Here is a 12,445-nt window from a genome sequence, read left to right on the forward strand (position 1 = left end):
GCTTTTACCGAGGTGGTTAAGCATGGCGGCTATCGCAGCAGCGTGGCCGAATACGCCGCCGCACTGCGCCGTCTTCATGCCGATGGCGTCGCCACCATCGTTGGCGCCGTGGCGCAGGATTACATGTGCGAGCCGATTGCGCTGGAAAGCACCGGCCTGACCATAATCGAACACCAGAAGCTGACCATCGAGCGCTACGACTTACTGGTCGCGGAAGATTTGCCGTTTCCGATCCTGCCGGTCCTGCAGGGCTATGCGCCCGAGGACTATGTCCGGCACATCGAGATGTATGGCGACCGGCTGAAACCCGACATGTGGGTCGGTGTCGGCTCGGTGTGCAAGCGCAATGGCGACCCGGCACGCATCGTCGAGGTGCTGAGCGCCATCCATGCCGCGCGGGCCGATCTGCGGCTGCATGGCTTCGGCATCAAGCTCACCGCGCTCAGCCATCCCGGCGTCAGAGCCCTGCTCTACAGCGCCGACAGCATGGCCTGGAGCGATGCGGCGCGCAAACAAGGCCGTAATGCCAATTCCTGGACCGAAGCAGCTCGCTACTGTGATGCTGTCGGAATTGCCATCGCGCTACCTCCTGCCCCTTGGCAGATGCCGTTGCCGCTGTCCAATCGGAGGGCGGCATGAGCGAGGAAGCCACCATCCGGCGCGGCGTCCGCAATGCCCGCTACACCACGGTGCCGAACCACGTGTTCGAAGATGTGCGCCTCTCCATGGAGGCGCGCTGGCTGCTGGGCTATCTCCTGTCGAAGCCGGACAACTGGACCGTCATTCTCGGCGACATCGCCAGGCGCGGCGGCTGCGGGCGCGACAAGGCGCGCAAGATCGTCAACGAGTTGGTCAAGCACGGCTATGCCGACAAGGAACAGGAGCGCGAAGACGGGCGATTCGGCAAGCTTTCGCTGGTCATCTTCGACGAGCCGCGCGAGCTTCGCGACAGTGCCGCCGGCGAAGGTGTTGCATCTTTGCCGCAGACTGAAAACCCGTCGACGGTGATGCCGTCGACGGTGAATCCAACACTAGTAAATACTGATGGTTTAGCAAAACCTGACAGTAGTTTTGAGAGAGAGCGCGAGCGCGAGGATCGACGAAGATCAGAGGCGCTTTTCTACAAATCGTTCAAGGGATGGGACCGTTTCGACGTCTCGCCCAAGCCGCCGATGCTGGCCGAGTGGTTCAAGCTTTCCGCCGCCGACCAAGCCGAGTGCGCACCGTGCGTGCCGCTGTTCCTGGCCGAGTGCCGCAAGGCCGGCGTCAAGCAGGCCTGCGCCGTGGCCACCTTCATCAAGGACCGCATGTGGGTGCCGTTCCTGCCGCGTCTGGCCGCAGCGACGGCGCCGGCGCAAGAAGCCACCGCGGCACCCTTCGGCAAGCTGTGGCAGGCAGCCCGGATGAAGCAACTGCTGACCGGGCCGAAAGCCGCCATGCCGCCAATGACGCGGTTCCAGCAGGACGCAATTGCGGCCGGCACCATGGACGGCGAAGCGCTGCAGCTGGAGCGTCAGGCCAAGCACGGATGGCCAGCGGTGAACGCCATGCACGACCGTGCCCGCTTCGGCGGTGGCGTGACGGTGGCGGCAACGCTGCAGCCCTTGGCCGAGATGATGGAGCAGGTCCGTGTCGGCACCGATCGCTGGACGGAGTGGGAGGTCGAGCACCATCGGCGCGGCTGGCCCTGGCTGCCTGCACCGGGACACGTCGAATGGGTGTGGATGCCGGCTGGCGGGCCGGCAGGATTGGAAACGTTTGAACAAGCGGTGCGAGGAAACCATGATGCGGGCGGACGTGAAGCGGCTGAGTGATGCGGAAGTGATCAATCTCGACCGCTGCTATGCCGAATCGGACAGGCAGCAGGGCATGAGCCGAAGGGCACAAGCGCTGCTGGCGGGAGCCGGCGAATCAGGACCGGTGCGCTGCTGGTACGTTCTTCGCGTTTCGGTTGGTCATGAAAATGCTGTGGATGAAGCTCTGCGGAAACTCTTCGTGGAAACGTGGTTGCCGGTCGACAGCACACAGCCCAAGCGCCGCGGAGGTCGTTCCAAGGCCAAGCGGGAAGAACAGGACAACCCTGCTTTGCCCGGTTATCTGATGATCTACGTCTCGGACACCGACCGTGTTCTGATCGGCATCAAGGCAGTGGATGAGGTTGTCGACATCGTCGGCGGATGGATGCAGCCAAAGCCTGTTTCGGAAAGCGATATCAATGGCTTTCGTGCTTTCCTCAAGCTCTCAGAGCGTGAGCGCCGCAAGCTTGCAGCCGAGGAGATGAAGAGGCGCAAGCCTATAGCCGAAGGTGATCGAGTGACGGTGACCGATGGCGCATTGGCTGGTCGCAAAGGCACGGTATCGCGGGAGGCTAATGACGCCTCCCTCTGGGTCGACATAATGCTGTTCGGCGGCACCGTGTCGGCGATGATCCCCCTTGCGAATCTCAGCAAGACAGAATAGCGAGTCCGTCCTAGGACGATCCGAACCGTGAAGCACATTCGCTTCCGAGGCTGTGTTCGCACCCATCCCAGTGAGGATGAGGGAAGCGCCAGGCGGACCCAGGTGAAGCGAGCAGCTTCACCGCAATGGAAAAGATTCCAGACAATGAGCAGCAACACAGCGCCTTGGCGGCGCTGGTATAAGACCGCACGCTGGCAGCAGGTGCGGCAGCGCATCCTGCTTCGCGACATGTACACCTGCCGCAAGACAGGCGTGCTGCTGATCGGCAAGCACCCTGCCCCGAACAGCCCAGTCATCCACCACGACAAGGAACATCGTGGCGACGAGGTGCTGTTCTGGGATGAAGACAACCTGATAGCCGTGTCCAAGGAATGGCACGACAGCGAAGCGCAGAAGGCCGAGCAGGTCAGCCTGCAACATCGAGGCGTCTGGTACTGACCATCGCCGACCAACCGGGGGGGCGGGTCGAAAGTCCGGAAGCCCCTCCCCGCCGGACCCGCGTCCCCCACATTCGGAGATTTTTTTCTGATGGAGCCGAATTTTGACCTGTTCGGTCAGCCGGTTCGTGAGGGCTTCGGTAACCGCGGCCGTCCGCCGTATGAGCCGACCGAAAAAGATCGCAACAAAGTCAAGCTGTTGATGGCGCTGGGCTGGGTCAACATCCGGATCGCCAACGCTCTTGGCATCTCGCCGGCGACGTTGAAGCGGTATTTTAGAGCCGACATGAAAGAGCGCGACGCAATGCGCGATCGGCTCGATGCCAGGCGGTTTGAGATCGCCCTCGAGCAAGCCAATGCCGGCAACGTCACGGCCTTGCGTGAACTCGGCGCCATGATCGACCGCAACGACCGCATGACGATCGAGGCTTCCATGGGCAAGGGCAGCGACCAGCCGGCGGCATCGAAAGACAAGGTTGGCAAGAAGATGATCGACGAGCAGCGCGCCCATGCCGCAGACGCCGATCTGATGGCCGAGCTCGAAAGCGAAGCAGCCGCGCAAAATGCTCGCCATTGAGGCGTTGCCGCGGTTCGCCTGTCCAGATTGGTGGGAGCGTATCAAGGCCGGACAGACGCCAATGGCCGATGTCCCGCTCAACCAGGAGAAGGCGGCCAAGGCGCTGGCTTTCTTCAACAGGCTGAAGCTGCCAGACGTGCCCGGCAATCCGCCGCTGTCTGAGGCCTGTGGCGAATGGTTCCGCGATATCCTGTGCGCCTTCCTGGCGAGCGAGGATCCGGACACCAAGCAGCGCCTGGTCTGGGAACTGCTTTGCATGGTTCCCAAGAAGAATTCGAAGACGACCTATGTCGCCGCCCTCGGCCTGACCGCGCTGTTCATGGAGGAAGCGCCGAACCGACAGATGCTGATCGTCGCGCCCAGCCAGAACATCTCGGAACGGTGTTTCGACCAGGCGCAGGGCATGATCAGGCTCGATCCTCGGCTCGATGCCATCTTCAAGGTGCAGGATCACCTGAAATGCATCGAGCGCCGCAAGACCGGCACGAAGCTCGACGTCAAATCCTTCGACACCTCGATCGTCACCGGCGAAATACCGATCCTGACGATCATCGACGAGGTGCACGAGCTGGGCAAGAAAGCGAAGGCCGCGGCGGTCATGCAGCAGATCAGGGGCGGCGGCATCACCATGCAGGGTGGCCAACTGCTGATGATCACGACACAGTCGGACGAACAGCCGGCCGGTATCTGGAAGACGGAACTCGACAAGGCGCGCAAGATACGCGACGGCAGGGGCGGCCAGGCGCCGATCATGCTGCCGGTCCTATACGAGTTTCCTCCCGAGCAGCAGCGCGACCAGACGTTCTGGCGCGATCGCAAACACTGGAAATACCTGCTGCCGAACATCGGCCGCTCGATCAGCCCGCAGCGCCTGATCGAGGACTACGAGAACAACGGCTCGGCGACAGCCGAGACGGAACAGATCTGGGCCAGCCAGCATCTCAATATCGAGATCGGCGTCGGCATCGCCGGCGACGGCTGGCGCGGTGCCGAATATTGGGAAGAATGCGCCGACGAGACGCTGACGCTGGAAGAGCTGATTCGGCGCTCTGAAGTGGCCGTGGTCGGCGCCGATGGCGGCGGTCTCGACGATCTGTTCGGCGTCTGCGTCATCGGTCGCGAGAAGGTGACGCGACGCTGGCTGGTCTGGACCCATGCATTCGCGCATCCGAAGGTGCTTGAAATCCGTAAGGAGATTGCGCCGCGGCTGCTCGGCTTCGTCGAGGAAGGCTCGCTCACGCTGTGCGAGGTTTCGGCCTATGTGGCGAAAATCGCGGCGATTGCCGAACGACTGCTCGATGCCGGCCTGCTGCCTGAAAAGAACGCGGTCGGCTTCGATCCTAACAACATCGCCGCCTTCGTCGACGCGCTGGCCTTGAAGGAAATCACAGGGCTGATGCTGCACCGGCTGCGCCAGGGTCCGGCATTGTCTCCGGCCTTGTGGGGCCTGGAGCACAAGTTGAGCGACAATTCGATTAGCCATGACGGCTCGGCCATGATGGCCTGGTCGGTCGGAAATGTGAAAATCGAAGTCAAGGGCAACGGCAACATGGCAACCAAACAGGCTGCCGGCCGGACCAAGATCGATCCCGTCATCGCCATGCTTTGCGCGGCGATCCTGATGAGCTGGAACCCGGAGGCAAAGCCACGTGTCGATCTTGCTTCATGGCTCTCACAACCGGCCGCGGTGATGTAGATGGCGATCTGGAAATGGCTCACCGGCCGGTTGAACGTCACCTCCGATCTGGACAAGTGGCGTATGATGTGGGGCTTCGACCACGATTCCGGCCAGAACGTGACGCCGGACAGCGCCATGAAGCTGTCGACATGGTGGGCGGCGAAGCGGCTGATCTCGGAGACGATTTCCACCTTGCCCGCCGGCGTCTTCGCGACAGCATCGAATGATCAGCGCACGGCGCGAAAGGACCATCGGCTCTACGAGATCCTTCAGATCACGCCGAATGCCGATCAGACGGCGGTGGAGTTCTGGGAAGGGCGTATCGCCCCGCTTTGCGACTTCGGCAATTCGTATGCCGAGAAAAAATTCATCGGTGACAGGCTGGTGGCCCTGCAGCCGATGAAGGCCGAAAACACCACACCGCTGCGCGATTCGTCGGACCGGCTGTTCTATAGGTTCAATGACCGCGGCAAGAACGAAGACCTGCCGAAAGACAAGGTCTTCCACATCAAGGGATTCGCACCAACGACGAGGACGAGGGGCTTTCGCCCGTCGCCTATGCCGCTCGTTCGCTTGGCGCAGCCATCTCGGCGGAACGGGCGTCCGCCCGGCTGTTTTCCAAGGGCCTTCGCAACAGCGGGTTCTGGAAGCCGCCGGTCACGATGGACAAGGATCAACGCCAGCAGTTCATGGACAATTACGTCAAGCCTTTCGAGGGCCACGAAGGCCAGGGCTCGGGCATCATCATGCCGCCGGGCTTCGATTGGCAGTCGCTCAACATCACGCCTCGCGATGCCGAACTGATCATGGCGCGCGGCTTCTCCGTGGAAGATGTCTGCCGCTGGATGGGTGTGCCGCCAATTCTCGTCGGCCATGCCTCGGAAGGCCAGACGATGTGGGGTTCCGGCGTCGAACAGATCATCCTCGGCTGGCTGATCCTTGGTCTGCGGGCCTACCTAAAGCGCATCGAATCAGCCGTAAACACGCGCCTGGTCACGCCGACCGACAGGGCCGCCGGCATCTATTTCGAATTCAACTTCGAGGGGCTCCTCCGCGCCGACAGCGCCGGCCGTGCCGCGCTGATGTCGTCGCTGGCGCAGAACGGACTGCGCACCCGGGACGAGTTGCGAAAGCTCGACAATCTGGCGCCCAAGCCGGGCGGCGACGTTCTCACCGTCCAGTCCGCCCTGGTGCCTCTTGACCAGATCGGAAAGCAGCAAAGTGACGCGAACTCGGTGCGCAATGCGCTGCGTGCCTGGCTGATCGAAGAGCGCGAGGAAAGGAAAGCGGCATGACCGTTCGTGACCTGCCGGCGATGCCGGCCATATCCATGCGCTCCGGTCTTGGATCTGAAATTTGCCCGTCGGCGCTTGGTCGCTGGCAGGCCGACATCCGTGCAGCATCCGACGATACCACCGAGAACACGATTTCGATCCTCGGCGTCATCGGCGCCGACTTCTTCGGCGATGGCGTTACGGCTCGCCGCATCGCCGGCGCGCTGCGCGCCATTGGCGATCGTGAGGTCGTGGTCAACATCAATTCGCCCGGCGGCGATTTCATGGAAGGCCTCGCCATCTACAACCTGCTGCGAGATCACAAGCAGAAGGTGACCGTCAAGGTTCTAGGCATGGCCGCATCGGCGGCCTCGATCATCAGTATGGCGGGCGACCGCATCGAGGTTCCCCGCGCCGGGTTCCTGATGATCCACAATACCTGGGTAATGGCGGTCGGCGATCGCAACGACTTGCATGACATTGCCGATGTCCTTCAATCCTTCGATAAGGCGTCCGCGGACGTCTACGCCGCCCGCTCTGGTATGGACGCCAAGGACATTGCCAAGATGATGGACAAGGAAACCTGGCTTGCCGGCTCTGACGCCGTCGACAAGGGATTTGCCGATGCGTTCCTGCCGGCCGACCAGGTCGCCAAGGACGCCAAGGCCAGCCTTGAACTCGGCGCCAGCGCAGCCGCTCGCCGGGTCGAATTGGCACTTGCCAAGGCCGGCCTGCCACAGGCCGAACGCAAGCGCCTGATTTCCGAACTGAAGACCGGCACACGTGACGTTGCCGATGACACCACACGTGACGTTGGTGAAGCCGAAATGCGCCAGGCGATGAACGTCCTGTCGCGCATAGACATCAACCCCTAGGAGAAATCCAATGAATAAGACCTATACGCTCCTGGCGATTGCCGGGCTGCTCACCCTTGCCGTGATCGCCGTAGCCTTCGGCCTTGGACCGGACATCCTGACCACACATCATTCGAGCGGCTTGCTGATCGCCGAGGGTGCGGCGGCAGTATCGGCGCAGGACTTCAAGGCCCTCACCGACAAACTCGCGGAGGTCACCACCAAGTTCAACCAGAAGTCGGACGAATTGTCCAAAAAGGCCGAAGAGGCCCTGGCCGAGGTCAAGAACAAGGGCGAACTTCTGACCGCCACCAAGTCCGATGTCGACAAGCTTCTTATCGAGCAGACGTCTCTCAAGGGAGCCTTGAACGAAGCCCAGGCGCGCCTCACGGCGGCAGAGCAGGAAATCGTTCGCCGCCCGGGCGACAAGACGTCCGCTCACAAGACCATCGGCGCCCAGTTGGTCGCCGATCAGAAGACGAAGGATTTCGCCGCACAGGGGTCCTCGGCGCGCGGCAAGCACCGCTTCTCGGTCAATGCCGCAATCACCAGCGTCGACTATCCGGTCGGCGACAATCCCGGCATCGTCCAGCCGCAGATCCTGCCCGGCATTCAGGTGGCGCCCAAGCAGCGCTTGTTTGTGCGTGACCTGATCCCTGTCGGCCAGACCCAGAGCCCGGCTATTTTCTGGGTTCAGCAAACCGGCTTCACCAATGCGGCGCGTGTCGTGTCGGAAGGCACGAAGAAGCCGGAATCGACGATCGCCTACGACAGCAAGATGACGCCTGTCTCGACGATCGCCCACATCTTCAAGGCATCGAAGCAGATCCTGGCCGACTTCAAGCAGTTGCAGTCAGACGTCGACCGCGAAATGCGCTATGGCCTGAAATATGTCGAGGAAGAGGAAATCCTCTTCGGCGACGGTACTGGCGTCCATCTGCACGGCATCATCCCGCAGGCGGAGGCATTCGCGCCGGCGTTCACCGTGCCGCATCACAACCGGATCGACGACATCCGGCTGGCCATGCTGCAGGCGCAACTGGCGCGGCTGCCGGCAACCGGCATCGTGATGCATTTCATGGATTGGGCGGCAACCGAGCTGACCAAGGACGAAAACGGCCAGTACGTGTTCGCCAATCCGCTTCGCTTGGCCGGTTCGACGCTGTGGGGCCTCCCTGTCGTACCGACCGAGATTGCCGATTTCGAGGGCAATTTCCTCACCGGCGCCTTTGCCGGCGGCGCGCAGCTCTACGATCGCGAGGAGATGGGTGTCGAGATCGCGACCGAGAACAATGACGACTTCGAAAAGAACATGCTCACCATGCGCTGCGAAGAGCGCGTGGCTCTCGCCGTGTTCCGCCCCGAAGCCTTCATCTACGGCGGATTCACCTCGGCGACTTGATCGGGTCGGGCCAATCGATCCGGGCGGCGACAGACGCCGCCCGGCCATTCAAGGGAGATGAAGATGTCTGATGTTTCCGGTACCGCATTGCGGCCCTGGCTCGGCCAGGAGGGCCGTGTGAAAAAAGGCGCGCGGTTCGGCAAGGATGGCGATTTTCCGGCCATTGCCCACCGCCGCGCGAAGGTTCTCTACGAGGGTGGTCTTTTCCTCCCGGATGCGGAGGCGGCCGGCAAGGCATCCTCGCGCCCTTCTGGTTCCCGGACTGGCACCGGCAAACAGCCGTCATCGTCGCCAGCGGACCATCAGCATCCCAAGTCCCGCTCGAAATCGCCAGAGGTCGGGCAAGACTGATCGCCATCAACAATTCGTGGCAGTTGGCACCATGGGCCGACGTTCTTTATGCCCACGATCTGGCGTGGTGGAACGCCGCATCCGGTGCAAGCCAATTTGCCGGATTGAAGATCAGTCAGGATCCGGTGGCGGCGTCGCAGTGGGGTCTCCGCCGCGTGGCTCTTGAACGAGGCTCTGACCGTTTGCAACTGGATCGGCCAGGGACCATCGGGTCCGGTGGCAACAGCGGATTTCAGGCATTGAACCTGGCCGTCCAGTTCGGTGCGCGCAAGGTGATCCTGGTCGGCTACGACATGCGCATCGATCTGGGCGTGCATTGGCATGGAAAACATCCGCGCCTGATGAACAATCCGTCGACCAAGAATGTCGAACGCTGGCGCCGGTGCCTCGACAATGCGGCCGAGATGCTCGCGCACCTTGGCATAGCGGTGATCAACTGCAGCCCTGTTTCCACCCTTTCACGGTTTCCGAAGATGAGCCTCGAGGAGGCGCTTGCATGTTGATGCGGCTTTCACAGCCTGACGGCCTTTTCGTCTCAGTCGACGACGTGAAGGCACATGTCATCGTCGATACGACTGACGATGACGAACTGATCAAGGCCTACATCCGCGCTGCAACACGCCTTGCCGAGGATCGCATGGGCAGGATCCTGCTGCCAACGGAGTTCGAGTACCGCGTCGATAGATGGTGTGGGCCGATTGCCATTCCCGCTGCGCCGATTCGCGACGTGACTGAAGTCTTCTATCTCGATGAAAACCATGTCGAGCAGACGCTTGCGCCGGGCGACTGGTATTATGTCGTCACAGCCGAAGGCGCGACCCTCCGTTTCACCGATGCCTTTTCGTCACCGGCCCTGTCGAACCGCCCGCAGGCCGTGCGCTTGCGCTTCATGGCCGGCTTTGACGATCCTGACGTAACTGGTTCCGGCGACGATCCCGATCTCAAGCAGGACCCGGTGGATCGGCTCATCGTCATGATCCTGGTCGCCAATTGGTATCAATCGCGCGAGCCGGTTGCGATCGGCGCTGTCGTCGCGGAAATCCCATTTTCGGCGAACAGCCTGATCGAGATGCGGAAAATATACCGATGATGCCCCTCCTCGTCCGCGGCATGCACGGTCTGGGTGACAATCTCCACCAGCGCGCCGTGATCCGGCAATTGATGCGCGGCCATGAAGTCTATCTCGAAAGCTCGTGGGTCGCGCCATATCACGACCTGATCGCCGATGGGCTGAAAGTCATCCACAAGGCGACGGTGTTGCGCACGCAGGCCAAGAACGCCAGCCGCGAAGCCGGAAGATTCCATCGCGGCGGGTTGCCGCGCTTCCGCCGTGCCGTGCAGGTCAGCTATTCGCCTGACCAGGTCCGCTCGCAGGGGTCTGTTCTGGCAGCGATGTGCCGGGTGACCGGAACGGACTATGCGACGGCGGATTTTCGGCTGCCGATTCCAGATGCTTGGATGAAGCAGGTTCGTCAGCTGCTCGACACATGGCGGCCGCAAAAACCGATCCTCATCTATCGCCCATTGAACGAGCGCACCGAGTGGAGCGGTTGCCAGGCACGCAATCCCGATCACGATGCCTATCGCGACCTGCTCGCAACGATTCGCGACGACTTCTTCGTCGTGTCGGTCGCCGACCTGGTGTCGGGTAAGGAATGGATGGCCGGCCACCCGATCAAGGCCGACGTCGAATTCCACCGTGGTGAGTTGGACTTCGAAACCATCGCCGCCCTGACCTCGGTCGCCGCGCTCGTCGTCACCTCGCCGGGCTTTGCGGCGATCCTCGCGCAGGCGGTCGGAACGCCGGCCACCGTCATCTTCGGCGGCTACGAGAACTCTTCATCCTTTGCCGGCGGGGCCCGATATTCGCCTTACCTCGGCATCGATCCGATCAACCCCTGTCAGTGTTTCAGCCACAGCCATGCTTGCCAGAAAACCATCGACATTCCAGCCGCAACGACCCGTCTACGAGCCTTCGCTGCTCAAGCTGCCGGCCGTTCCGCAGGCTGACCTTGACGTCCATCCGATCGACTGGAGCGGGCTAAACGCCCGTTTCATGAACCCCGGCGAACTAGAGGTGCTCGTAGCGCTCGCGCGATCGGTTGCGCCCAAGGTCGCCATCGAGTTCGGCGTGAATGAAGGGCGCACTGCCAAGGCATTGCTGCGCAACGTTGTGACGATCGAGCGCTATGTCGGCATCGACGTGCCGCAAGGCTACGTCACCGACAAGATTGTGCAGCGGCGTGAGGTTCCACAGCAGCCGGCGCACCTGGCGTTGGACGATTCGCGCTTCCGGCTCCTGATCGCGCGCCATGGTTCGCACGATCTCCTGATCGACGATCTTCCGGAATGCGACTTCGCCTTCATCGACGGCGATCATGGCGCGAGGGGCGTCATGCAGGATCAGTTCCTTGCGCTTAACCGTGTCCGCAAGGGCGGGATGATCGTTTATCACGATTACCATGCTCGCGGGACGGTCGACGTGCAGGCTGTGCTTGAGGAACTCCATAAAAGCGGACGGCGACTAATCCAGCATGTCGAGGGGACGTGGCTGGCTTTCATGAGGGTCTGACCATGTGGGTTCGCTTCACTGGTGACTTCGACTGGAAGCCAACGCCGGCCGTGACAATCGCCTATCGTGATGGGATGTCGGTTTCTGTCACTACACGATGCGGAGCTGCGGCGATCGATGCCGGCAAAGCTGTGCGGCTACGCAAGCGCGGTAAGTTCTCTGATCCAGAGGTGTCAGATGAAAACGACAACCGGCCAGCTTAGGGAAAACATCGCATTCGACAGCCGCGGCCCGTACTCCGGTCCGGATGACGGCAATACCGAAGGACCGTTCGAAGAGCGATTCATCGTGTCTGCCCGGCGTCAATATCTTCGCGGCACTGAGACGGTTATGGCGGCGCGTCTGGAAGGACGCCAGCCTGTCCTGCTCACGGTCAGGGCCAACTCGTTGAGCAAGCAAATCACCACAGACTGGCAAGCCAGGGATGTGCGATCCGGTGCTTGGGTCGGCACTAAGTGGACGGGCATCACCTACGCCATCAAGGCGATCAATCCGACTGAGGATCGCGCATGGATCGACATCTTGGTGGAGAGCGGGGTGGCGTCATGACCTCAATCCTCCGGCTCGCCAAGTTGCAGCGCAAATTGACAGCATTACCTAAAGTCGCCCGCGACATGATCCGTGCGGCGATGGAGAAACAGGCCGACATCATCGTCGCCATGATGAAATCGCTGGTGCCTGTCGACCGCGGCGAACTGCGCGATAGCATCGGCTGGACCTGGGGCAAGGCACCGAAGGGCAGCTACGTCGTCGCGGTGGTCAAAGCATCACTAGGCGGAGATCTGACGCTGACGATCTTCGCCGGCAACGAGGTTGCCTATTACGCCCGGTGGCAGGAGC

The 12,445-nt window shown here is 61.8% G+C and carries 16 protein-coding genes and 1 pseudogene; all 17 read left to right on the top strand.

What is annotated here, in order from left to right:
• A partial coding sequence (locus EN984_RS37595; RefSeq protein ID WP_206517406.1) for a hypothetical protein occupies positions 1 to 639 on the top strand: 639 nt, incomplete at its 5' end.
• Positions 636 to 1,814, top strand: coding sequence for a helix-turn-helix domain-containing protein (locus EN984_RS06545; RefSeq protein ID WP_127266771.1), 1,179 nt, complete (start codon positions 636 to 638; stop codon positions 1,812 to 1,814). The genes EN984_RS37595 and EN984_RS06545, both read left to right, overlap by 4 nt.
• Complete coding sequence (locus EN984_RS06550; protein ID WP_164748672.1) at positions 1,786 to 2,460, top strand: transcription termination/antitermination NusG family protein; 675 nt, start codon at positions 1,786 to 1,788, stop codon at positions 2,458 to 2,460. Before EN984_RS06545 ends, EN984_RS06550 begins: the two co-directional genes overlap by 29 nt.
• A gap of 144 nt (positions 2,461 to 2,604) precedes the next feature.
• Entirely contained in the window at positions 2,605 to 2,898 is a 294-nt protein-coding gene (locus EN984_RS06555) for an HNH endonuclease (RefSeq protein ID WP_127266773.1), read from the top strand.
• A gap of 90 nt (positions 2,899 to 2,988) precedes the next feature.
• Positions 2,989 to 3,474: an AraC family transcriptional regulator gene (locus tag EN984_RS06560; protein ID WP_127266774.1), complete on the top strand. Its 486-nt coding sequence runs from the start codon at positions 2,989 to 2,991 to the stop codon at positions 3,472 to 3,474.
• 61 nt (positions 3,475 to 3,535) lie between these two features.
• Positions 3,536 to 5,170, top strand: a complete 1,635-nt coding sequence (locus tag EN984_RS06565) for a terminase TerL endonuclease subunit (RefSeq protein WP_236383317.1) — start codon at positions 3,536 to 3,538, stop codon at positions 5,168 to 5,170.
• Between the two features lie 117 nt (positions 5,171 to 5,287).
• Positions 5,288 to 6,447 (top strand): annotated as a pseudogene (locus EN984_RS38630) (phage portal protein).
• Positions 6,444 to 7,301: a head maturation protease, ClpP-related gene (locus EN984_RS06580; protein WP_127266777.1), complete on the top strand. Its 858-nt coding sequence runs from the start codon at positions 6,444 to 6,446 to the stop codon at positions 7,299 to 7,301. The pseudogene EN984_RS38630 and the gene EN984_RS06580 overlap by 4 nt, the downstream one beginning before the upstream one ends.
• A gap of 10 nt (positions 7,302 to 7,311) precedes the next feature.
• The gene (locus EN984_RS06585; protein ID WP_127266778.1) at positions 7,312 to 8,682 is read left to right on the top strand and encodes a phage major capsid protein; all 1,371 of its coding nucleotides are present in this window, start codon (positions 7,312 to 7,314) and stop codon (positions 8,680 to 8,682) included.
• Positions 8,683 to 8,745: 63 nt separating this feature from the next.
• Positions 8,746 to 9,033 carry a hypothetical protein gene (locus EN984_RS06590; RefSeq protein ID WP_127375049.1) on the top strand — a complete coding sequence of 96 codons (288 nt, stop codon included), beginning with the start codon at positions 8,746 to 8,748 and terminating at the stop codon, positions 9,031 to 9,033.
• A 23-nt stretch (positions 9,034 to 9,056) separates the two neighbouring features.
• Positions 9,057 to 9,536, top strand: coding sequence for a hypothetical protein (locus tag EN984_RS06595; RefSeq protein WP_127266780.1), 480 nt, complete (start codon positions 9,057 to 9,059; stop codon positions 9,534 to 9,536).
• Entirely contained in the window at positions 9,530 to 10,123 is a 594-nt protein-coding gene (locus EN984_RS06600) for a head-tail connector protein (protein ID WP_127266781.1), read from the top strand. Before EN984_RS06595 ends, EN984_RS06600 begins: the two co-directional genes overlap by 7 nt.
• Entirely contained in the window at positions 10,123 to 11,043 is a 921-nt protein-coding gene (locus EN984_RS06605; RefSeq protein WP_128361519.1) for a hypothetical protein, read from the top strand. The genes EN984_RS06600 and EN984_RS06605 overlap by 1 nt, the downstream gene beginning before the upstream one ends.
• A 46-nt stretch (positions 11,044 to 11,089) precedes the next feature.
• Positions 11,090 to 11,605 carry a class I SAM-dependent methyltransferase gene (locus tag EN984_RS06610; protein WP_164748673.1) on the top strand — a complete coding sequence of 172 codons (516 nt, stop codon included), beginning with the start codon at positions 11,090 to 11,092 and terminating at the stop codon, positions 11,603 to 11,605.
• A 2-nt stretch (positions 11,606 to 11,607) separates the two neighbouring features.
• Positions 11,608 to 11,808, top strand: coding sequence for a hypothetical protein (locus tag EN984_RS38160; protein WP_127266617.1), 201 nt, complete (start codon positions 11,608 to 11,610; stop codon positions 11,806 to 11,808).
• Positions 11,783 to 12,154, top strand: coding sequence for a head-tail adaptor protein (locus EN984_RS06620; RefSeq protein ID WP_164748674.1), 372 nt, complete (start codon positions 11,783 to 11,785; stop codon positions 12,152 to 12,154). Before EN984_RS38160 ends, EN984_RS06620 begins: the two co-directional genes overlap by 26 nt.
• Positions 12,151 to 12,445 (top strand): HK97 gp10 family phage protein (locus EN984_RS06625; protein ID WP_164765392.1); only part of this gene is annotated, 295 nt, incomplete at its 3' end. The genes EN984_RS06620 and EN984_RS06625, both read left to right, overlap by 4 nt.

It is taken from the genome of Mesorhizobium sp. M7A.F.Ca.CA.004.12.1.1 (assembly GCF_003997835.1).
Classification (GTDB): domain Bacteria; phylum Pseudomonadota; class Alphaproteobacteria; order Rhizobiales; family Rhizobiaceae; genus Mesorhizobium.

Coding starts and splice junctions, on each gene's coding strand:
- EN984_RS06545 (WP_127266771.1), top strand. CDS start 636: ATGAGCGAGGAAGCCACCATCCGGCGCGGCGTCCGCAATGCCCGCTAC.
- EN984_RS06550 (WP_164748672.1), top strand. CDS start 1,786: ATGCGGGCGGACGTGAAGCGGCTGAGTGATGCGGAAGTGATCAATCTC.
- EN984_RS06555 (WP_127266773.1), top strand. CDS start 2,605: ATGAGCAGCAACACAGCGCCTTGGCGGCGCTGGTATAAGACCGCACGC.
- EN984_RS06560 (WP_127266774.1), top strand. CDS start 2,989: ATGGAGCCGAATTTTGACCTGTTCGGTCAGCCGGTTCGTGAGGGCTTC.
- EN984_RS06565 (WP_236383317.1), top strand. CDS start 3,536: ATGGCCGATGTCCCGCTCAACCAGGAGAAGGCGGCCAAGGCGCTGGCT.
- EN984_RS06580 (WP_127266777.1), top strand. CDS start 6,444: ATGACCGTTCGTGACCTGCCGGCGATGCCGGCCATATCCATGCGCTCC.
- EN984_RS06585 (WP_127266778.1), top strand. CDS start 7,312: ATGAATAAGACCTATACGCTCCTGGCGATTGCCGGGCTGCTCACCCTT.
- EN984_RS06590 (WP_127375049.1), top strand. CDS start 8,746: ATGTCTGATGTTTCCGGTACCGCATTGCGGCCCTGGCTCGGCCAGGAG.
- EN984_RS06600 (WP_127266781.1), top strand. CDS start 9,530: ATGTTGATGCGGCTTTCACAGCCTGACGGCCTTTTCGTCTCAGTCGAC.
- EN984_RS06605 (WP_128361519.1), top strand. CDS start 10,123: ATGCCCCTCCTCGTCCGCGGCATGCACGGTCTGGGTGACAATCTCCAC.
- EN984_RS06610 (WP_164748673.1), top strand. CDS start 11,090: ATGAACCCCGGCGAACTAGAGGTGCTCGTAGCGCTCGCGCGATCGGTT.
- EN984_RS38160 (WP_127266617.1), top strand. CDS start 11,608: ATGTGGGTTCGCTTCACTGGTGACTTCGACTGGAAGCCAACGCCGGCC.
- EN984_RS06620 (WP_164748674.1), top strand. CDS start 11,783: ATGAAAACGACAACCGGCCAGCTTAGGGAAAACATCGCATTCGACAGC.